22 protein-coding genes are annotated in these 19,131 nt (G+C 70.2%); 15 read left to right on the forward strand and 7 right to left on the reverse strand.

Annotated features, from left to right (window positions below; translation table 11 throughout):
• Nucleotides 1–178 precede the first annotated feature (178 nt).
• The 8 genes from QSK17_RS06085 to QSK17_RS06120 all read left to right on the forward strand — a co-directional run bounded on the left by QSK17_RS06085 (nt 179) and on the right by QSK17_RS06120 (nt 6,839).
• On the forward strand, nt 179–1,024 hold the full coding sequence (locus tag QSK17_RS06085) for a fumarylacetoacetate hydrolase family protein (protein ID WP_285703443.1): 846 nt from the start codon (nt 179–181) through the stop codon (nt 1,022–1,024).
• A 78-nt stretch (nt 1,025–1,102) separates the two neighbouring features.
• Nucleotides 1,103–2,290 carry an amidohydrolase family protein gene (locus QSK17_RS06090; protein WP_285703444.1) on the forward strand — a complete coding sequence of 396 codons (1,188 nt, stop codon included), beginning with the start codon at nt 1,103–1,105 and terminating at the stop codon, nt 2,288–2,290.
• Nucleotides 2,291–2,295: 5 nt separating this feature from the next.
• Nucleotides 2,296–3,123, forward strand: coding sequence for an aldolase/citrate lyase family protein (locus QSK17_RS06095; RefSeq protein WP_285703445.1), 828 nt, complete (start codon nt 2,296–2,298; stop codon nt 3,121–3,123).
• 23 nt (nt 3,124–3,146) lie between these two features.
• The gene (locus QSK17_RS06100; RefSeq protein ID WP_285703446.1) at nt 3,147–3,533 is read left to right on the forward strand and encodes an AraC family ligand binding domain-containing protein; all 387 of its coding nucleotides are present in this window, start codon (nt 3,147–3,149) and stop codon (nt 3,531–3,533) included.
• Nucleotides 3,534–3,732: 199 nt separating this feature from the next.
• Nucleotides 3,733–5,067 (forward strand): aromatic ring-hydroxylating oxygenase subunit alpha, encoded by a 1,335-nt coding sequence (locus QSK17_RS06105; RefSeq protein WP_285703447.1) that lies wholly within the window; start codon nt 3,733–3,735, stop codon nt 5,065–5,067.
• 22 nt (nt 5,068–5,089) lie between these two features.
• A complete protein-coding gene (locus QSK17_RS06110; RefSeq protein WP_285703448.1) occupies nt 5,090–5,602 on the forward strand; it encodes an aromatic-ring-hydroxylating dioxygenase subunit beta in 513 nt (170 codons plus the stop codon).
• 10 nt (nt 5,603–5,612) lie between these two features.
• The gene (locus QSK17_RS06115; RefSeq protein WP_285703449.1) at nt 5,613–5,906 is read left to right on the forward strand and encodes a Dabb family protein; all 294 of its coding nucleotides are present in this window, start codon (nt 5,613–5,615) and stop codon (nt 5,904–5,906) included.
• Nucleotides 5,907–5,948: 42 nt separating this feature from the next.
• Complete coding sequence (locus tag QSK17_RS06120; protein WP_285703450.1) at nt 5,949–6,839, forward strand: VOC family protein; 891 nt, start codon at nt 5,949–5,951, stop codon at nt 6,837–6,839.
• Between the two features lie 128 nt (nt 6,840–6,967).
• Here QSK17_RS06120 and QSK17_RS06125 read toward each other — a convergent pair whose 3' ends face one another.
• Nucleotides 6,968–7,966, reverse strand: a complete 999-nt coding sequence (locus QSK17_RS06125) for an aldo/keto reductase family protein (protein WP_285703451.1) — start codon at nt 7,964–7,966, stop codon at nt 6,968–6,970.
• Between the two features lie 27 nt (nt 7,967–7,993).
• Nucleotides 7,994–10,042, reverse strand: a complete 2,049-nt coding sequence (locus QSK17_RS06130) for a multicopper oxidase family protein (RefSeq protein WP_285703452.1) — start codon at nt 10,040–10,042, stop codon at nt 7,994–7,996.
• A 142-nt stretch (nt 10,043–10,184) separates the two neighbouring features.
• On the opposite strand from QSK17_RS06130, the gene QSK17_RS06135 reads away from it, so the two are divergent.
• Nucleotides 10,185–10,652, forward strand: coding sequence for an SMI1/KNR4 family protein (locus QSK17_RS06135; protein WP_285703453.1), 468 nt, complete (start codon nt 10,185–10,187; stop codon nt 10,650–10,652).
• A gap of 86 nt (nt 10,653–10,738) precedes the next feature.
• On the opposite strand, the gene QSK17_RS06140 is transcribed toward QSK17_RS06135, so the two are convergent.
• Complete coding sequence (locus tag QSK17_RS06140; RefSeq protein WP_285703454.1) at nt 10,739–11,359, reverse strand: DUF3043 domain-containing protein; 621 nt, start codon at nt 11,357–11,359, stop codon at nt 10,739–10,741.
• Nucleotides 11,360–11,502: 143 nt separating this feature from the next.
• On the opposite strand from QSK17_RS06140, the gene QSK17_RS06145 reads away from it, so the two are divergent.
• Genes QSK17_RS06145 through pspAB form a run of 4 tightly spaced genes read left to right on the forward strand, consistent with a single transcriptional unit; the run spans nt 11,503 to nt 14,028 of the window.
• Nucleotides 11,503–12,300: a PspA/IM30 family protein gene (locus tag QSK17_RS06145; protein ID WP_285703455.1), complete on the forward strand. Its 798-nt coding sequence runs from the start codon at nt 11,503–11,505 to the stop codon at nt 12,298–12,300.
• Nucleotides 12,297–12,575, forward strand: a complete 279-nt coding sequence (gene pspAA, locus QSK17_RS06150) for a PspA-associated protein PspAA (RefSeq protein ID WP_285703456.1) — start codon at nt 12,297–12,299, stop codon at nt 12,573–12,575. Before QSK17_RS06145 ends, pspAA begins: the two co-directional genes overlap by 4 nt.
• Nucleotides 12,575–13,471 (forward strand): zinc metalloprotease HtpX, encoded by an 897-nt coding sequence (gene htpX, locus QSK17_RS06155; protein ID WP_285703457.1) that lies wholly within the window; start codon nt 12,575–12,577, stop codon nt 13,469–13,471. The genes pspAA and htpX overlap by 1 nt, the downstream gene beginning before the upstream one ends.
• Nucleotides 13,471–14,028: a PspA-associated protein PspAB gene (gene pspAB / locus QSK17_RS06160; protein ID WP_285703458.1), complete on the forward strand. Its 558-nt coding sequence runs from the start codon at nt 13,471–13,473 to the stop codon at nt 14,026–14,028. The genes htpX and pspAB overlap by 1 nt, the downstream gene beginning before the upstream one ends.
• A gap of 65 nt (nt 14,029–14,093) precedes the next feature.
• Here the strand turns inward: pspAB and nadA are convergent, their stop codons facing one another.
• The gene (nadA, locus tag QSK17_RS06165) at nt 14,094–15,248 is read right to left on the reverse strand and encodes a quinolinate synthase NadA (protein WP_285703459.1); all 1,155 of its coding nucleotides are present in this window, start codon (nt 15,246–15,248) and stop codon (nt 14,094–14,096) included.
• Nucleotides 15,249–15,536: 288 nt separating this feature from the next.
• On the opposite strand from nadA, the gene erpA reads away from it, so the two are divergent.
• Nucleotides 15,537–15,890 (forward strand): iron-sulfur cluster insertion protein ErpA, encoded by a 354-nt coding sequence (gene erpA, locus QSK17_RS06170; protein ID WP_285703460.1) that lies wholly within the window; start codon nt 15,537–15,539, stop codon nt 15,888–15,890.
• Nucleotides 15,891–16,114: 224 nt separating this feature from the next.
• Complete coding sequence (locus QSK17_RS06175; protein WP_285703461.1) at nt 16,115–17,101, forward strand: carbohydrate kinase family protein; 987 nt, start codon at nt 16,115–16,117, stop codon at nt 17,099–17,101.
• A gap of 63 nt (nt 17,102–17,164) precedes the next feature.
• Here the strand turns inward: QSK17_RS06175 and QSK17_RS06180 are convergent, their stop codons facing one another.
• The 3 genes from QSK17_RS06180 to QSK17_RS06190 all read right to left on the reverse strand — a co-directional run bounded on the left by QSK17_RS06180 (nt 17,165) and on the right by QSK17_RS06190 (nt 19,128).
• Nucleotides 17,165–17,596 (reverse strand): CBS domain-containing protein, encoded by a 432-nt coding sequence (locus QSK17_RS06180; protein ID WP_285703462.1) that lies wholly within the window; start codon nt 17,594–17,596, stop codon nt 17,165–17,167.
• A gap of 66 nt (nt 17,597–17,662) precedes the next feature.
• Nucleotides 17,663–17,971 carry a sulfurtransferase TusA family protein gene (locus QSK17_RS06185; protein WP_285703463.1) on the reverse strand — a complete coding sequence of 103 codons (309 nt, stop codon included), beginning with the start codon at nt 17,969–17,971 and terminating at the stop codon, nt 17,663–17,665.
• On the reverse strand, nt 17,971–19,128 hold the full coding sequence (locus QSK17_RS06190) for a cysteine desulfurase family protein (RefSeq protein WP_285703464.1): 1,158 nt from the start codon (nt 19,126–19,128) through the stop codon (nt 17,971–17,973). Before QSK17_RS06190 ends, QSK17_RS06185 begins: the two co-directional genes overlap by 1 nt.
• Nucleotides 19,129–19,131 lie beyond the last annotated feature (3 nt).

Genomic DNA, 19,131 nt, shown 5'->3' on the forward strand with positions numbered 1-19,131 from the left:
GCCCGTACCGCCGAAGGGCTCAGCTCCCCGGCGGCGCGGGCGCGGGGCGGCGAGGGAACCAAGGAGTCTGCATGCGAACGCGACGCGTGGAAGCCCTCGCGGCCCTGATCGCCGTCCCCCTTTCCACGACGTGCGGCGGAGACGACGCGTCCGGCCGGACCGCCGCGGCGGCCGCCCGATGACCGCGCTGAACCTGGTGGCCACCCGCGACGGCCTGGCCCGCGTCGACGGCACGGATGCCGTACTCCTCGACCTGCCGTACGGCGACGTCGCCGAGCTGCTCGCCATGGGGGAGGGCTTCGCGCCGGCGCCCGACGCCGAGGAGCTGCGCCGCGTCCCCCTGGCCGACCTCGAAGGGGACCTCCTGGCGCCGCTGGCCCGAACGCGGGCGATCTGGGGCGTCGGGCTGAACTACCACTCCAAGGCCGAGCTGACCGGACGGCCGGTGCCGGAGGAGCCGATCCTCTTCCTGCGGGCCCTGTCGGCCGTCTCCGCGCCCGGTGCCGAGATCGAGCTGCCCCAGGACCGCTCCGGCCAGATCGACTACGAGGCGGAGGTCGCCTTCGTGGTCGGCCGCCGGATGTCGTGCGTACGGCCCGAGCGGGTGTGGGAGCACATCGCCGCCGTCACCGCCGCGAACGACATGACGGCCCGTGACGTCATGGTGGCCACCGGGACGCCGTCCCTGGCCAAGAGCTTCCCCGGCTTCGGGGCGCTCGGCGCCTCGGTGCTCGAACTGGCCGGCCTGCCCGATCCCGGCGACATCCCCGTACGCGCCACCGTCAACGGCGTGGTGCGGCAGGACTCCACCACGGCCGAACTGATCTTCCCCGTGCCCGACCTGATCTCGCGGATCTCGCGCTTCGCCGTGCTGGAGCCCGGAGACGTGGTGCTGACCGGCACCCCGGCCGGCACGGGACAGGACCGGAAGGTCTTCCTCGGCCCGGGCGACGAGGTGGAGATCACCGTGGCCGGAGTGCTGCCGCTGCGCACCCGGTACCGGTCGGCGCCCGGCCACTCCTGAGCGACCCGACCCCTGTTCTGAACCGTTCTCCAATCCGTCGCGGTGCCCGGCCGCACCCGAACCCCCTGAAAGAGTGAGATGACCGAGACAGCTGTTTCTTACGATCTGGTTCTGACGAACGGCACCGTCTTCGACACCGAGGCGGGGACGTCCGCGATCGCGGATGTGGCGATCATCGGTGACCGGGTCGCGCGGATCACGCCGTCCCTCGACCCGGATGCGAGGGAGCGGGCCCGGGAGGTCGTCGACTGCGCCGGCCAATGGGTGCTCCCCGGCCTGGTGGAGGGCCACACCCACATCTTCGAGAACGTGTCGAAGGTGGGGGCTCCGCCGGACGAGGCGCACCTGCGCAGGGGAGTGGTCGCCGCCGCCGACGCGGGCACGGTCGGCGCGTCCACCTTCGCCGCCTTCAACGCCTACACGGTGGGGCAGGCCGAGATGCGCCTGGTCAACTTCCTCAACGTGTCGGTGCTCGGGCTGATCGACTTCCGCTTCGGCGAGCTGCTGAACCCCGCCACCCTGGTCCCGGAGGACGCGCTCGCCGTGGCCCGCGAGAACCCGGGCGTGGTGCGCGGCTTCAAGATCCGCCTCTCGGAGGACGTCGTCGGCCCGGCCTGGCGGTCCCTGCTCAAGAGGTCGCTCGAACTCGCCGAGGAGGCGGGACTGCCCCTCATGGTCCACATCGGTGAGACCGAGGAGCCGCTGCCGGACGTCCTGCCGATGCTCCGCGCCGGCGACATCGTCGCCCACTGCTACACCGGCAAGCCGTACGGCATCCTCGCCGACGGCAAGGTCATCGCCGCCGTACAGGAGGCCAGGGCCCGGGGCGTGCTCTTCGACAGCGCGCACGGCAAGAGCAACCTGAGCTTCGAGGTCGCCAGGCAGGCGATCGCCGAGGGCTTCCTGCCGGACCTGCTCACCTCCGACACCAGCGGGCGCAACTGGCAGGGGCCGGTGTTCGATCTGGTGACCAGCGCGGCCAAGCTCCGCGCGCTCGGCATGTCCATGGACGACATCGCGCCGCGCATGACCATCGCCCCGGCCCGCGTCCTCGGCCTCGACACCGAGGGGTACGGAACCCTCGTCGAGGGCGGCCCCGCGCACGTCACCGTGCTCGCCGAGACCGACGAGACGGTCCTTCCCGACGCGGCGGGCAACTCGATCGTGGCGCCCCGGCTCGAACCCGCCCTCATCCTGCACAAGGGCCGCAAGGTGGAGCCCACCCCGTGGCGGGGCCTGGCCGGGGCCGGGTCCGCGGCCGGGTGACAGCGGTGTCCCAAGCCATTGCGGCGACTCCGGTGACGGAGGCCCGGCGGCGGCTGCGGGCCGCGCTCACCGCCGGGCGCCGGGTCACCGGCACGTTCGTCAAGCTGCCCACCGTCGACTGCGTGGACCTGGCCCGCCAGGCCGGGTTCGACTTCGTGGTGGTGGACGGCGAGCATTCCGCGCTCCCGGAGGAGACCGTCCTCGCGCTGGTACGGCACGCCGCCGTGACGGGACTGGCCGCACTGGTCCGGGTGCCGTCGGTGAACGCCGCGTGGGTCAACCGGGTGCTGGAGAGCGGCGCCGCCGGAGTGCAGCTGTCCATGCTGACCCGCGCCGCCGAGACGGCCGCCCTGATCGCGGCCACCCGTTACGCCCCTCGCGGTGAGCGCAGCGTCAGCCTGGCGCATCCGGCGGCGGGCTTCGGCGCGACCGACCTGGCCGCGTACCTGGCCGCGGAGGAGCGGGACCCGCCGCTGCTCGTCGGGCAGATCGAGACGGCCACGACCCGCGACCCGCTGGCGGAGCTGGTGGACGGCCTCGACGTCGCGTTCGTCGGCACCACCGACCTGGCGGTCAGCCTCGGCATCGCCGGGGCGGCCGACCAGTCGGCGCTCGCGGCGCGGGTGGCCGAGGTCGCCGCGGCGGCCCACGCGGCCGGCACGGCGTTCGGCGGATGGGTGGCCCGCCCGGAGGCCGACCTGATCGCCGGGGCCGGGCTCGGCTCCGCCGCCTTCGTCATCGCCGGGTCCGACCTGCAACTGCTCGGGTCCGCGCTGCGCGCGACGGCGGCCGGAGCGCGTGACCTCCCCGGCCTGGAATCCGGAGCGTCGTGAGGGACGCCGAGAAAGGAACGACGATGTTCAGGAAGATGTTCAACCAGCACCTGTACGGCGTCGCGGTGAACTGGGACGACATACCCGCGACCGAGATCCGCCCCGGAGTGCGGCGCAAGGTGTACTCCACCGACGAGATCATGCTCGCCTGGCACGAGCTGTCCGTCGGGATGACCCTCAACCCGCACCACCACGACGACTTCGACCAGCTCGTGCTCATCCACCAGGGCCGCTGCACGTACTACGTGGACGGCGTCGGCCACGAGATGGGCCCGGGTTCGATGCTGCTCGTGCCCAAGGGCGCCGAGCACTACATCGAGCCCATCGAGGGGCCGTGCGTCAACGTCGACGTCTTCGCGCCGCCGCGCGCGGACTTCCGCGACGCCGCCTGGCTTCCGGACGGTCCCTGACCGGAGCCGCCCGGAATCACGCCGAACCGCGCGAGGTGGACCGCGTCACGACCCTTGTCGTGAACGCGGCGTAACCGACAAATCAGGATAAACGCGACCCTCTTGACATCTCTGGAGGTCGCGGGCCAGCATCATCATCACATTGCGAGACGGTATCTCGAATGCTCGCTCAAATCGCAGGAAGGGCCAGGCCGCGGCGATGACGCAGTTGACACACACGGACCTGACACACACGGGCCCCGGTGGACCGCCCAACCACTCCCTCGTCCAGGAGGACTGGGAGGCGTTGACGTTCAAGGTGCACAGGTCGGCCTACCGGTCGCCCGCCGTGTTCCAGAAGGAGACGTCCCGGATCTGGGGTCACACCTGGCTGTACCTCGGTCACGAGACCGAGATCCCGAACCCGGGCGACTTCAAGTCCAGGACCCTCGGCGGCCGGCCGCTGATCTTCTGCCGCGACTCCTCCGGCCAGGTCCAGGTCTTCTTCAACGCCTGCACGCACCGCGGCACGATCCTGTGCCGGCACAGCGAGGGCAACACGAAGTTCTTCCAGTGCTTCTACCACGCCTGGGCGTTCAGCAACTCGGGCGAACTGGCCGCGCTGCCCGGTGACGACGCGTATACCGACGTGCCCGGCTTCAAGGAGCGGCACCGGCTGCGCTCGGTGCCCAGGGTGGACAGCCACGAGGGCTTCGTCTTCATCTCCTTCGACCCCGACGTGCCGGACCTGATGACCCACCTCGGCGAGGCCGCGCACTACATGTCGCTGACCGCCAAGATCGGGCCCCAGGGCATGCAGACCGTCCCCGGCGTCCAGCTCTACTCGGTCAAGGGCAACTGGAAGCTCGCCGTCGAGAACGCGATGGACGGCTACCACTTCGCGCCCACCCACAACACCTTCGTGGGCTACCTGCGGGAGACCGGCTTCGCCGTCACCGACGACGACCAGTACGCCTACGACCTCGGCGACGGCCACGGCCTGCTCATCCTCACCGGGCACAACGGCCGCATCGGCATGGTGTGGGAGCCGCGCTTCGGCGAGGCGGAGAAGGAGCGCACCGCCGCCAAGCGGCAGGAGATGGAGCAGCGCCTCGGCAAGGAGCTCGCCGCCGAGATCGCCGACGCCAGCCGGATCCTCTTCGTCTTCCCCAACCTGCTGCTGTTCGACCTGGAGGCGCTGACCATCCGGCAACTGGAGCCGGTCGAGGCCGGCCGTACGGACGTGCGGGCCTGGCAGTTCGTCGAGACCGGCGAGCCGGACGACGTCCGGGCGCTGCGGATCAAGACGATGGTCAGCTTCGTCGGCCCCGGAGGGCTCGCGACGCCGGACGACATCGAGGCGTACGAGGCGGTGCAGCGCGGCATCGAGGCCACCGCGGACTCCGCCGACCCCGCGTACGACTGGAGCGACATGTCGCGCGGCATGGCCAACGAGAAGCAGGGCAACCAGGGCCGTTCCATCGACGAGGGCGCGATGCGCAGCTTCTGGCGGCAGTGGTCGCGCCGGGTCGAAGACGGAACCCCGGGTGCCTGAGCGGCCGGGGCGGGTGGAGAGCATGGACCAGCGTAAGGAGAGCACCATGGGCCGCCGCACAGTGACCAGGGCGGAAGCGGAGGACTTCCTCTACCGGGAGGCGCAGCTCCTCGACGAGTGGCGCCTGGACGAGTGGCTGGCCCTCTTCGAGGAGGGCGGCCGCATGGAGGTCACCACCACCGACTGGAACGGATGGGACAGCTCCTCGGCCGGCGCCTTCATGTGCGACGACTACGGCCTGCTCAAGGCCAGGGTGAAGCGGCTGAAGAGCCGCAAGGCGCACGCCGAGAACCCGCACTCCCGCACCCACCGGATGATCTCCAACGTGATCATCCTGGAGCAGGGGGACGAGACGGTCTGGGTGGCGGCCAACTTCATCATCCACCGGTACCGCGACAACCAGGCGTTCACCTATGTCGGCCGGTACGAGCACGTCCTGCTGGTGGACGACGACGGGCTCAGGTTCCGGCTCCGCAGGTCGATCCCGACCATGGAGACCATGGCGCCGGGCGCCCGGCTGAGCTTCATCCTCTGAGGCGGCGTCCGTGATCAAGCACACCCTGGTCTTCCGCTTCCGCGACGACGTCCCGCCCGAGACCGTCGCCGCGGTCCTCGCGGAGCTGGACACGTTCCCCGCGAAGTACCCCGCCATGCGCAACTGGGCCAGCGGGCGCAACATCAGCACCCGCGACACCACCATGACCCACGGGTTCGTCGTCGAGTTCGACTCCGAGCGCGACCTCCTCGACTACCTCGGCAGCGACTCGCACGAGGAGTTCGTGCGCGAGCGCTGGCGCCCGGTGATCGACCGGCAGGCGATCGTCACCTTCGCGTACTGACGTGCGCGCACCACCTACGACCACGAGTTATGAGGAACCACCATGACGACTGACGGCGCCCGCCGCAGGGGGCCATACGGGCTGGAGTACGCCAGGATCCATGTCCCGGACATGGCCGAGACCATCGAGTTCCTGCGGTACCACGTCGGCCTCCAGCTGGAGCGGCACACCGACGAGTACGCCTACCTGCGCGCCGACATCGAGCACCACTGCATCGAGTTGATCAGCGACCCGAGCCTCGCGGCCTCGCACACCGTCTCGGTCGGCTACAGCGTCCAGTCCGCCGAGGAGCTCGCCGACCTGCGCGACCGGGTCTCCGCCGCCGGCCTGGAGGTGCTGGCGCTGCAGGACCGGATGAAGGGCCTGTGCCAGGAGGGCTTCGCCGTACGCGACCCGAACGGCCTGATCATCGAGCTGTTCACCGAGTTCCAGGAGTACGCCGAGCCGCCGACGGTCGAGCTGCGCCCGCTCAAGCTGGTGCACCCGTTCCTCGCCACGGACAAGTACGACGAGTGCCTGGAGTTCTACACCACGGTCCTCGGCTTCCAGGTCTCGGACTACGTCGGCGACATCTCGGCGTTCCTCCGCTCGGAGGACCGGTTCCACCACAGCCTCGCGCTGCAGCGCAACAAGGAGTACTTCGTCGCGCACCTGTGCTTCATGATGAAGAGCTTCGACCACGTCATGCGCGGCCGGGCGCGGGCGCTGTACAAGAAGGTGCCGATCGCCTCCGACCTGGTCAACCACTCCGCGTCGACGTCGATCGCGTTCTACATGTTCGAGCCCAAGCACGGGCCGAGGTACGAGCTGTGCGACGGCCACCGGGTCTTCACGCCCGAGGAGCACGAGACGCACCGGGCCCGCCGCATGGTCGCCGACCCGCGCAACATCGACGTGTGGCGCGCGGCCGACAACGACTGGGACCGCTTCTGATTAGAAGGAGGCGGCCCGATGGCCCGGCGTGTGCGAACGCGGCGCGGGTCCCCTGACCGGCAGGGACCCGCGCCGCGTGCGTACACCCCGCAGCTTCGGCCGCCGGGCCGTCACACGCCGGGCACGCCCTACGGCCGGCTCGACGGGCTCACAGTCTTGGCCGGGTCGCGCTCGACCACCGGTCCGAGGATGTCGTCGATCTTCCGCAGCGTGTCGGCGTCGAGCTTGACCCCGGCCGCCTTCACGTTGTCGCGGACCTGCTCCGGACGGCTCGCACCCACGATCGCCGACGACACGTTGGGGTTCTGCAGCACCCAGGCCACCGCGAGCTGGGCCATGGTGAGACCGTGGTCGGCCGCGACCGGCTTCAGCTCCTGCACGCGGCGGAGCACCTCGTCCCGCATCAGGCCGCCGATGAACCCGGACCCGGTCGAGTCGGTCGCCCGCGAACCGGCGGGCGGCGGCTGCCCGGGCAGGTACTTGCCGGTCAGCACGCCCTGCGCGATGGGCGACCAGACGATCTGCCCGAGCCCCTCGCGCTCGCTCAGCGGCACGACCTCGGCCTCGATGACCCGCCACAACATCGAATACTGCGGCTGGTTGGAGACCAGGCGGTCGAAGCCCATCGACTCGGCGATCTTCAACGCCTGGGAGATCTGGTCGGCGCTCCACTCGCTGACGCCGACGTAGAGCACCTTGCCCTGCCGTACGAGGTCGTCGAAGGCCCGAAGGGTCTCCTCCAGGGGCGTCTCAAAGTCGAAACGGTGCGCCTGATAAAGGTCCACATAGTCCGTGCCGAGCCGCCGCAGCGACCCGTTGATCGACTCCATGATGTGCTTGCGTGACAGGCCGCGGTCGTTGCGGCCGGGCCCGGTCGGCCAGTAGACCTTCGTGAAGATCTCCAGCGACTCGCGGCGCACGCCCTTCAGCGCCCGGCCGAGCACCTCCTCGGCCTTCGTGCCCGCGTAGACGTCCGCGGTGTCGAAGGTCGTGATGCCCTCATCCAGGGCCGCGCGCACGCACGCGTGCGCGGCGTCCTCCTCAACCTGGGAACCGTGCGTGATCCAGTTGCCGTAGCTGATCTCACTGACCATGAGACCGCTCCGGCCGAGATGGCGGAATTCCATAAGCGGAACACTAGAACATCCGGTCGATCAGCCGGTGTGCTGGTGTGCCAGGCGCAGCGCCGCGATCCCCGGCGGGAAGACGATGATCGGCCGCATCATCCCCACGTCCTGGTGTTCCAGCAGGTGGCAGTGGTAGGCGTACCGCCCGGTGCCGCCCACGAACGTGCCGGCGATCTCCACGACCTCCGCGTCGCCGAGGCGGACCACGTCCTTCCAGCCCTTCTCGCCCTCCTCGACCACGCCCGTCTCCTTGAACTCGAGGGGACGGGTGGTGCCGCAGAGCTTCATGTCGAACCCGCTGACGTCGTAGATGTCCCGCGACAGGATCTGGAAGCGCATCAGGTGGATGTGCATCGGGTGCAGCGCCGTGGCGGCGTTGATGAACGTCCACTGCTCGCACTTGCCCAGCTCGCCGTAGAAGTTCACGGTGTCGTCGGGGTTGCGGGAGATCCGCTTGAAGGTCCGCAGTCTGCCGTCCGGCCCCCGGAGCTGCACCACGCCGTCCGACGGGATCTTCACCGACGCCGCGTCCACCTCCTCCATCTCCCACATCTCGGCGTGCCGTCCGCCGAGCACCTTCGTGGCGACGATCCGGTGGTAGCGGTCCGTGGGCAGCGCGCCGTACGTCAGGCGGGTGAACGAGGCCGAGAGCACCGGGGGAGGGGTGAACGGGTCGGCTTTGCCCTTGGCCGCGACCCGGAACTGCATTATCTGCGGGTACGGCAGGCCGGCCGTGGGCACCCCCGGAGCCGACTCCCGCGAGATGGGCGGGGCGGGCGGGTTGTCGTCCAGCACGTTCACCAGCCGCAGCCGGCGCCCGCCGGATCCCGAGAAGTCGACCAGGATGTCCGCGCGCTCCCCGGGCGACAGGATGAGCGGCGAGTCGACGGTCACGGGCGCGGGCAGGAGCCCGGCGTCCGTCCCGATCTGCCGCACCGCCCCCTTCACCGGCCGCCCGGTCTTCTCATCGATGATCATCATGTGGTACGTGCGGGTGTTGCAGGCGTTGAGCATCCGGAACCGGTACCAGGCGGGCGCCACGTCCAGATGGGGCCAGATCGTGCCGTTGACCAGCGTGTACGGCCCGCGGAACCCGGCCGTGATGTGCGGCGGCGCCGCGTCGGCGTAGGTCACCTTGTGCAGCAGGCGGCCGGTGAGCCGTCCGTCCGCGTCCACCTCAAAGTTGCGGTCGGTGATCACCAGCGGGATCTCGCGGTCGCCGTGCGGCAGCCCGAGCCGGTCCTCCTCATCGTCCCTGATCAGGTACATGCCGATCAGCCCGGCGAAGAGCGTCCACGTCGAGACGTGCATCGAGTGATCGTGGTACCACAGGGTGGACGCCGGCTGGTGGTTGAGATACTCCACGATCTGCGTCTCGCCGGGGAACTGCCCGTTCTCCGACCATCCGTCCTGGCCCGCCCCGGTGACGGCGCCGTGCAGATGCACGACCAGCCACGGCGGGATCGCGGCCACGTCCGCGCGCGGCGTGCCCCCGCTGCGCCCCGGCACGACGTACGGGTTGGGCTCCGCCCCCACCGGGGCGTAGACCTCCACGGCGGTGACCGGCACCCGCTTGTCGTCGATGACGTTCCGCCAGGCCACCTCCAGCCGCTGCCCGCGCCGCACCTCAATGGTCGGGCCCGGGAAGTGCCCGCCGTAGGTCCACAGGCGGGTCGGCGGGAGCTGCGCGTGCAGCCGCCGGTTCACCGAGCGTAACTCGATCGTCAGCCGCGGCCCCTGCGGGCGGATGACCGGCGGGACGCGGAGCGCGTCCACGAAAGGCGTCAGCGTGGCGGTGATCCCGCGGCCCTGTGGGATGTCCGCCGCGGTGGCGGGTCCGTGGCCGGCCGGTGAGGAGCCGGGGTGCAGCGGGTCGTACGCGTGATCCGCGCCCGGGAGGTCGCCCATGTGGCCGGAGGGGTCGTGCGCCGCGCCCCCGCGCGGGACGTCTCCCGATCCGAGCGTCCCTGGCGTCGCCCGGCGGATCGCCGCCACCAACTTGCCGCCGCCCACGCCCGCCGCGACCGCCGCGAGCCCCGCGGCCACGCCCCAGAATCCCCGCCTGCTGGTCCTCATCCCCGCTCCGTCTTCGCGATCGTCTCGCCGCCCCCCAAACGACCGGTACGGCTCTCTCCCGCGGCCGTCCCCCCGGAGCGACGCCGGTCGCCATAGTGCCATGACGGGCCCGGACCCCCTGGGAAGCCGCGCAGGAGCCGGGGTGGGGGCCCGCCGTCGTCGCCGGGGCGCCGACCTGCTCGAGGTCTTCGCCCGTATCGAGACGTTCGCCCGTGCGCAAGGGCCGATGGCGGACGTGCGCTGCGCGCCTCGCTCCTGCGGCACAACGGCTCACGCGACCTCGGCGACCTCGGACTACACCACCGATCCACGGGACGAGTGGTGGAGCGGGCGCATGATCCCCGTCGGAGACGACCAGAACGGCGAATATCTGCTGGTCGATTCGGCGCGGAAGGACGTCGCGGGAACCTTCATCGAGGACGGGGGCACGTTCACGAGAGGAGCGGACTGGTCCTCCTCCTACGCGCTGCTAAGGGCGACGGCGGACGCGCTCACCACGGGAGAGCCGCTGAGAGGCCGGCTGGTCCCTCAGGTGACGGGCGGGGCGCTCGGATGGATCGACGTGGACGACCTGGGCCTGGACGACCCGGACGAGGTACCAGACGCGTGACGGCCGGACGGGCCGCACAAGCCGTGGGAGGCCGGGAAGGGCAGGAGCGGCGGACGGCCTCCGCCGGGCGGAGGCCGTACCGGAACTCAGCTCGCCGGCGGCGAGACCGGCTTGCCGCCGGGCAGCACCATCGGCTTGGGGAACCGCAGGCGGCGGATCTGCGAGGAGCGCATCGCCGCGTAGAAACCGATGCCCTTGAGGTTCTCGTCGGGGAACTTCGCCGCGGCCGCCTTCTTCACGCGGTTCGCGACATAGAAGGAACTGCCGAGCACCCCGACCATCACCACCGGCAGGGCCAGGGTGTACACCGTGAGGACCACCGTGCGGATCTGCAGCGGGAACGGCACCATCGACAGCAGCATGATGACCAGCACGACGGGCAGGAAGTACTGACCGGGGAGACGCCGGGAGTCGACCCAGTCGCGGGCGAACTTGCGCAGGGGGCCCTTGTCGCGGGGGAGGAGGTACTTCTCCTCGCCGCGCAGCATGCCCTCGCGCTGGCGGGCCCGTAGCGCCCGGTCGCGGTCGCGCTGCTGCCGGTAGGCTTCCTTGCGGTTGGCCGGCGCGGTCACGGGCGAGCGGCGGCGCCCCTGGGCCTCGCTCCGCTTGGGGGTGGGACGGCCCTTACCCGGAGTCCCCTGGGGCTTAGGATCTTCCACGGGGACGGGGGCCTCGTCCGTAGCGGCCTGGTTACGACGTCCGAACACGTGGCCCAGCCTACCGGGAGTGCAACTTAGTGACGCCCTCGCGCGTTATGCGTAGGGTGAACCCAGGCGGCTCTGCCGCTTTTGGGCGACTGAATACGGCTGGGGCTACCCACGCAACCTTGAGAAGGGGACGGCCGACGCGCATGAGCGTGATGAAAAGACTTTCCATGATCTTCAAGTCGAAGGCCAACAGGGCACTGGACAAGATGGAGGATCCGCGGGAGACCCTGGACTACTCCTACCAGCGCCAGCTGGAGCTGCTGCAGAAGGTGCGCCGGGGTGTGGCCGACGTCGCGACCAGCCGCAAGCGGGTCGAACTGCAGATCAACCAGCTGGAAAGCCAGGCCACGAAGCTGGAGAACCAGGGGCGGCAGGCGCTGTCGGCAGGGCGGGAGGACCTGGCGCGTGAGGCGCTGGCCCGCCGCAACGGTCTGAACACGCAGATCGCCGATCTCCGGATCCAGTACAACAACCTGCAGGGCGAGGAGGAGAAGCTCACCCTCGCCAGCCAGCGGCTGCAGGCCAAGGTGGACTCCTTCCGCACCAAGAAGGAGACCATCAAGGCCACCTACACGGCGGCCGAGGCGCAGACCCGGATCAACGAGGCGTTCTCCGGCATCTCCGAGGAGATGGGCGACGTCGGCCTCGCGATCCAGCGCGCCGAGGACAAGACCGCGCAGATGCAGGCGCGTGCGGGGGCGATCGACGAGCTGCTGGCCAGCGGCGCCCTCGACGACTTCACCGGCCAGCGTGACGACATCCAGGCCGAGCTGGACCGCATGGGCGGTGGCACGGACATCGAGCTGGAGATCGCCAGGATGAAGGCGGAGCTGGGGCAGGGCCCGGCTCCCAAGAGCGCCATCGAGGCAGGGCAGCCGGGTCAGGCGGCGCAGTCGTCGCCGCAGACCCAGCAGCTGCGTCAGCCGGGGGAGGGCCTGTGATCGTCCGAATCATGGGAGAGGGCCAGATCCAGATCGCGGACGCCGATCTCGACGTTCTGAACGCCCTGGACAGCGAGCTTGAGGCCGCCATCGAGTCCGAGGACGAGGAGGTCTTCCGGGTCAAGCTGCACGCGCTTCTGGACAAGGTCCGTCAGGTGGGCAATGCGCTGCCGGACGACTCGCTGGAGCCGTCCGAGCTGATCCTGCCGCCCGCCGACGCCTCGATAGAGGAAGTGCGGGACATGCTCGGCGACACCGGGCTCATCCCGGGCTGATGTCCCGGACCAGGTTCGCCCCTGATCGTGGTCTGACCACCCGGATGGTCACGACCATGTTCCTGCTCGGGCTGCTCTACGTCGCGTTCATGGCCATCCTGATCGCGGTCGGAGTACGCGCGGTCGTGGTGCTGGTGATCGCCGCGGGCTTCCTGCTGGTGCAGTACTTCCTGTCCGACAAGATCGCATTGTTCGCGATGCACGGCCGGGAGGTCTCCCCTCAGGAAGCCCCTGAGCTGCACGGCATCATCGACCGGCTGAGCGCGATGGCGGACATGCCGAAACCCAGGGTGGCGATCGCCGACTCGGACGTGCCGAACGCGTTCGCCACCGGGCGCAACCAGAAGAACGCGGTCGTCTGTGTGACGACCGGGATCCTGCGCAGGCTGGACGCGCAGGAGCTGGAAGGCGTCCTCGCCCATGAGATGTCACACGTCGCGCACCGCGACGTCGCGGTCATGACGATCGCCTCGTTCCTCGGGGTCGTGGCCGGGCTGATGACCCGGTTCGCCCTCTACAGCGGCCTGGGCGGCCGCAGGGGCAACAACAACAACGGCCCGCCCGTCGGGCTGATCATCCTGCTGGTGTCCGGCATCGCCTACGCCGTGAGTTTCCTGCTGACGCGGGCCCTGTCCCGTTACCGGGAGCTGGCCGCCGACCGCGCGGGCGCGCTGCTGACCCAGCGTCCTTCCGCCCTGGCGAGCGCGCTGACGAAGGTGAGCGGGGAGATCGCGCGGATCCCGACGCGGGACCTGCGTGAGGAGCAGGCGTTCAACGCGTTCTACTTCGCGCCCGCCCTCTCCGGGCAGAGCATCGCGTCCCTGTTCTCCACGCACCCGTCGCTGGAGCGCCGTCTGGCGCAGCTGTCCAAGATCTCGGCCGAGCTGGGGCGCTGATGGGCTGGTTCGACGCGCTTCTCGGCCGGTCGAAGCCGGCCAGGCCCGACCTCGACGCGCTGTTCGCGCTGCCGTCCGCGGCGGTGACCCTGCAGGCGGCCACCGGGTTCGCCCCCGCGGGGGTCGGCTCGGTGTGCTTCCGCGCCGCCGAGGGCGGGGCCTTCATCCAGCTCGAACAGGACATGCGGGCCCTCCTGGGCGAGGGGACCGAGCTGGCGCCCGACTCCTACGGCTACACCTGGCTGGTGGTCCGCCGCCCCGTCGAGGATGTGGCGTCGCTGGTCACCGACCTGCACGCGGTCAACTCGACGCTGGAGGCGAGCGGCTTCGGGCCGTCCCTGCTGTGCTCGCTGGTGAGCTTCACCGATCCGCGTGAGCGGCGGCTGGCCATCGTCTACCTCTACAAGCAGGGCACGTTCTACCCCTTCGCGCCCGCCGGAGGGACTCAGCGGGACAACGCCCTGGAACTGCAGGTCCGCGGAGTGCTCGCGGGCGAGCTCAAGATCGAGCCCGACCTCGCCCGCTGGTTCCCGGTCTGGGGTGCTCCCGGCCTCTGAGCCCGCCGCCGCGTGGTGATCCGTCCGTCCGGAGGATCACCACGCGTACGTACCGGCCTGCCGGATCAGGGGAGCGCGAGCATGCGGTCGAGGGCGACCTTGGCCCAGTGGGTGGTGTCGGGGTCGACCGTGATCTGGTTGACGACCTCGCTGTCGGCGAGCGACTCCAGCGCCCACACCAGGTGCGGCAGGTCGATCCGGTTCATCGTGGAGCAGTAGCAGACGGTCCGGTCAAGGAAGGTCACGTCCTTGTCCGGGAAGGTCTGCGCGAGCCGCTTGACCAGGTTCAGCTCGGTGCCGATCGCCCACGAGGAGCCGGCCGGCGCCTCCTCCAGCATGCGGATGATGTACTCCGTCGAGCCCACGTAGTCGGCCTTGGTCACGACCTCGTGGCGGCACTCCGGGTGGACCAGCACGTTCACGCCGGGAATGCGCGCGCGCACGTCGTCGACGCACTCGGCGGTGAACCGGCCGTGGACCGAGCAGTGGCCCCTCCACAGGATCATCCGGGCGTTCTCCAACTGCTCCCGGGTGAGGCCGCCGTTCGGGCGGTGCGGGTTGTAGACCACGCAGTCGTCGAGGGACAGGCCCATCTCCAGCACGGCGGTGTTGCGGCCCAGGTGCTGGTCGGGGAGGAAGAGGATCTTCTCGCCCTGCTCGAAGGCCCACTCCAGCGCCCGCCGGGCGTTGGAGGAAGTGCACACCGCGCCCCCGTGCCGCCCGCAGAAGGCCTTGATGTCGGCACTCGAGTTCATATATGTGATCGGGACCACCTGGTCGGCGATCCCGGCGTCCTCCAGGGCCTCCCAGCACTCCTCGACCTGGTCGAAGGTCGCCATGTCGGCCATTGAGCAGCCGGCCGCGAGGTCGGGCAGCACGACCTTCTGCGCGTCGCTGGTCAGGATGTCGGCCGACTCCGCCATGAAGTGCACGCCGCAGAACACGATGTACTCGGCCTCCGGCCGGGCGGCGGCCTCGCGGGCGAGCTTGAAGGAGTCGCCCGTCACGTCGGCGAACTGGATGACCTCGTCGCGCTGGTAGTGGTGGCCGAGCACGAAGAGCCTGTCGCCGAGCCGTTCCTTGGCCTTGCGGGCGCGCTCGACCAGCGCGGGATCGGAGGCGAGGGGCAGCTCACCCGGACAGTCCACTCCGCGTTCACTGTGCGGGTCGGTGTCCTGGCCGAGGATGAAGAGCGGGATCCCGGTCTCGGTGGTCGTCACGACCACACCCCCTTCGGGGACTTATCGTCGAACTGACGACTAATAATTACACACCCCTCGTCCGTTTCATTCCAGGGGCCCCGGCAGGGGTCTCGCGCGCTTCGCCCGGCGCCTTCGGCGACGGCGGGGAATGTGTGGCGCCGGGCCGGTGTTGGTAGCGTCTATCTGGGGAGAGCTCAGGGTGTGACCTTCAACGAAGGTGGAAATATCCCTTTGAGCCCTACCTGAGACGTCAGAATCAATCGACCGCTCCCGGTGGGCGGTTGACGCAGACGCGGGAGTCAGCACATGACGGTTGAGAGCAGCGAGACCACGCAGCAGGGCCTGATCCTGACTGATGCGGCCGCCGCCAAGGTCAAGAGCCTGCTGGAGCAGCAGGGCGAAGAGGGGCTGAAGCTGCGCGTCGCCGTGCAGCCGGGCGGCTGTTCCGGCCTCCGCTACCAGCTCTTCTTCGACGACCGCTCCATGGACGGCGACGTCGTGTCGGACTTCGGCGGTGTCAGCGTCGTGACCGACCGGATGAGCGCGCCGTACCTGATCGGTGCCACGGTCGACTTCGTCGACACGATCGAGAAGCAGGGCTTCACGATCGACAACCCGAACGCCACGGGCTCCTGCGCCTGCGGCGACTCGTTCAACTAGCGGGTCCGGCGGATCCCGGAGAGCGGATCCGCCCGCCGCACACACGCCCCGTACGGCCACGCGAATAGCCCGGCCGTGCGGGGCGTCGGTGCGCTCGGGATCGGGTTGAGTCCCGGCTGCGGTCGCGTATTCTTGCGGGGTTTATCAAGACCTTCGTCGATACGTCCGCGACGACGTTCGTCGAGACGTACAACCGAGATGCAGACAACGAGGAGAACGACCCCGTGCGCATCGCCGTCACCGGCTCCATCGCGACCGACCACCTGATGACCTTCCCCGGCAGGTTCGGGGACCAGCTCGTCGCCGAACAGCTCGACCGGGTGTCCCTGTCCTTCCTGGTCGACGAACTCCAGATCCGTCGCGGGGGGTGCGCGGCCAACATCTCGTTCGGCATGGGATGCCTGGGGCTGCGCCCCGTCCTCGTCGGCGCGGTCGGCACGGACTTCACGGACTACCGGTCGTGGCTGGAGCGGCACGGCGTCGACTGCGAGTCGGTCTACGTCTCCGAGCTGCACCACACGGCGCGCTTCCTCTGCACGACCGACGAGGAGCACAACCAGATCGCCTCGTTCTACACGGGAGCGATGGCCGAGGCCCGGGAGATCGAGCTGGGCCCGATCCTGGACCGCATCGGCGGCCTGGACCTGGTCCTGATCAGCCCCAACGACCCGGACGCCATGCTGCGGCACACGGACGAGGCGCGCGGGCGCGGCGTCCCGTTCGCGGCCGACCCCTCGCAGCAGCTCGCCCGGATGCCGGGCGACGAGATCTGCCAGCTCATCGACGGCGCGGCCTACCTGTTCGGCAACGACTATGAGAAGGGCCTCATCGAGCAGAAGACCGGCTGGTCGGACGAGGAGATCCTGGGCAGGGTCGGTGTCCGCGTCACCACGCTCGGGCCCAAGGGCGCCAGGATCGACCGCGTCGGCGAGCCCAGCCTGCACGTCCCGCCCGCCCCCGAGCTCGGAAAGGCCGACCCGACCGGCGTCGGCGACGCCTTCCGGGCCGGCTTCCTCGCGGCGCTCGCCTGGGGTCTGTCCCTGGAGCGCTGCGCGCAGGTCGGCAACCTCACCGCGACACACGTGCTGGAGCAGGTCGGCTGCCAGGAGTACGAGCTGAGCCAGCGCGTCTTCCTGGACCGGTTCGGCGCGGCCTACGGCCAGGACGCCGCGGCCGAGGTCGCCGCGAACGTCAAGTGCCACTACGCCTGAGGCGCCGTCACGCGTGAGGGATTCCCCTCACGCGTGAGGCGCCGTTACGTGTGAGGCGCGCCGCTACACGCGCGGCGTGCTCTCCGCGTAGATGCGGGTGACCGCTTCGGCGAGCTTGTCCTCGGGCAGGTGGGCGGCCAGGTCGGCCTCGCTGATCACGCCGACGAGCCGGTGGTTCTCCAGCACGGGCAGCCGCCGGATCTGGTGCTCCTCCATCGTGTGGAGTGCCTCCTCCAGGTCCGCGTCGGCGTCGATCCAGACGAGCGTGCCCTGGGCGAGGTCCCTCGCTTTGACCTCGGAGCAGTCCTTACCGGCCGCGACGCACTTGATGACGATGTCGCGGTCGGTGATGATCCCCTTGAGCCTGTCGTCGGTGCCGCACACGGGCAGCGAGCCGACGCCGAGGTCGCGCATCATCCGCGAGGCGGTGAGCAGGTCTTCGTTCTCTCCGATGCACTGCACACCGAAGTGCATGACGTTGCGTGCGGTCGTCATGGGATCCCCCGAAAACTGGTCGATGTGCCTTTCCGGGAACCCACTACCCAGACGACGGGCGGGCAGTCAGTAGTTGCGCCGCACCTGGATGGACCAGCCGCCCTGGGGCAGCTCGACGCTCCCGACGTGCGCGTGGGACTTCAGTCGGCACCACGCGGGCACGTCGGTGTACGCGGCGGGGTCGTCGGCGAGGACCTCGACCACCGCTCCCATGGGCACCTGGTTGATCTGGTCGGCCAGCATGATGATCGGGATGGGGCACTTGCGCCCCAGCGCGTCGATCGTCAGCGCGGCGGGCTCACGCGCCCCGGCCTGGCTCTCGGCTCGCGGCTCCTCGGTCTCGTTCCTGCCCGCCCCCGACCGCCTCCGCCACATCAGTGCACTCCCAAACTCGCTCGGATGCGTCGCACGATGTCCGGAAGGACGGCGAGGAACCGGTCGACGTCGCCTTCGGACACGCCATGGGGCAGCGATACCCGGACGTTCCCGTGCGTAAGCACACCCATCGCCTCGAGCACGTGCGATGGCCGAAGCGTACTCGCCGTGCACGAGCTCCCGGACGAGACCGCGAAACCGGCCCGGTCCAGCTCGGCCAGCAACGCCTCGCCTTCCACGTAAAGACACGAAAAGGTGACAATATGCGGCAGCCGCAGAAGCGGATCGCCGACCACCTCCACGTCCGGCACCAGGCGCGGCACCTCCGTCCTGATGCGATCGACCAGGGCGGACAGCCGCGTGCTCTCCGAGATCTCTTCAGTGGCCTCCCCAGCGGCGTTCTCCGCGGCCCTGGCGCGCAGCGCCGCCGCCGCGGCCACGATCGCCGGGATGTTCTCGAAACCGGGCACGCGGCGCCGTTCCCGCTCGTCCTGCGGGTACGGCGACCGCCAGCGGGTCCCCTTCCGCACCGCCAGCACGCCGACGCCCGCCGGGCCGCCCCACTTGTGCGCGCTCGCCGTCAGCACGGACCAGCCGTGGGGGAGCGGGAGCCGACCGGCGGACTGGGCCGCGTCCACCAGCAGCGGCACCCCGGCCTCCTGGCAGGCCGCGGCGGCCTCCTCGACCGGTTGGAGCGTCCCCACCTCGTGGTTGGCCGTCTGCAGGCAGGCCAGGGCCGTACCGGGGGCGGAGACGGCCTCGGCGAACGCCCCGGCGTCCACCCGGCCCGTACGGCTCACGCCCACGATCTCCACGGTGCCGCCCTCGCGCTCATGGGTCTCGGCGGAGTGCAGGACGCTGGAGTGCTCAACGGCGCCGACCACCAGATGACGGCCGGTCCGTCTGCGCCCGTTCAGCGTGCCGAGCACGCCGAGATGAACCGCCTGGGTGCCCGACGAGGTGAACACGACCTCGTCGGGGCGGGCGCCGAGCACGTCCGCCACGTCGGCCCGGGCCTGCTCAAGGAGCATCTGCGCCCGTCGGGCGTGGCCGTACAGACGGGCCGGATCGGCCCAGCCGGAGTCGAGGGCGGCCAGGAGCGCGTCCCTCGCCGCGGGGTGAAGGGGTTCGGTCGAGGCCGCGTCCAGATACACCACAGT

The sequence above is a fragment of the Microtetraspora sp. NBRC 16547 genome (genome assembly GCF_030268965.1).
Taxonomy (GTDB): domain Bacteria; phylum Actinomycetota; class Actinomycetes; order Streptosporangiales; family Streptosporangiaceae; genus Microtetraspora.

Excerpts from the sequence above, each read along its gene's own strand:
- QSK17_RS06105 (WP_285703447.1), top strand. The coding sequence starts at position 3,733 with ATGACGCAGTTGACACACACGGACCTGACACACACGGGCCCCGGTGGA.
- QSK17_RS06125 (WP_285703451.1), bottom strand. The coding sequence starts at position 7,966 with ATGGAATTCCGCCATCTCGGCCGGAGCGGTCTCATGGTCAGTGAGATC.
- QSK17_RS06085 (WP_285703443.1), top strand. The coding sequence starts at position 179 with ATGACCGCGCTGAACCTGGTGGCCACCCGCGACGGCCTGGCCCGCGTC.
- QSK17_RS06185 (WP_285703463.1), bottom strand. The coding sequence starts at position 17,971 with ATGTGGCGGAGGCGGTCGGGGGCGGGCAGGAACGAGACCGAGGAGCCG.
- QSK17_RS06100 (WP_285703446.1), top strand. The coding sequence starts at position 3,147 with ATGTTCAGGAAGATGTTCAACCAGCACCTGTACGGCGTCGCGGTGAAC.
- QSK17_RS06110 (WP_285703448.1), top strand. The coding sequence starts at position 5,090 with ATGGACCAGCGTAAGGAGAGCACCATGGGCCGCCGCACAGTGACCAGG.
- QSK17_RS06120 (WP_285703450.1), top strand. The coding sequence starts at position 5,949 with ATGACGACTGACGGCGCCCGCCGCAGGGGGCCATACGGGCTGGAGTAC.
- pspAB (WP_285703458.1), top strand. The coding sequence starts at position 13,471 with ATGGGCTGGTTCGACGCGCTTCTCGGCCGGTCGAAGCCGGCCAGGCCC.
- QSK17_RS06145 (WP_285703455.1), top strand. The coding sequence starts at position 11,503 with ATGAGCGTGATGAAAAGACTTTCCATGATCTTCAAGTCGAAGGCCAAC.
- QSK17_RS06090 (WP_285703444.1), top strand. The coding sequence starts at position 1,103 with ATGACCGAGACAGCTGTTTCTTACGATCTGGTTCTGACGAACGGCACC.
- erpA (WP_285703460.1), top strand. The coding sequence starts at position 15,537 with ATGACGGTTGAGAGCAGCGAGACCACGCAGCAGGGCCTGATCCTGACT.
- htpX (WP_285703457.1), top strand. The coding sequence starts at position 12,575 with ATGTCCCGGACCAGGTTCGCCCCTGATCGTGGTCTGACCACCCGGATG.
- QSK17_RS06130 (WP_285703452.1), bottom strand. The coding sequence starts at position 10,042 with ATGAGGACCAGCAGGCGGGGATTCTGGGGCGTGGCCGCGGGGCTCGCG.
- QSK17_RS06180 (WP_285703462.1), bottom strand. The coding sequence starts at position 17,596 with ATGACGACCGCACGCAACGTCATGCACTTCGGTGTGCAGTGCATCGGA.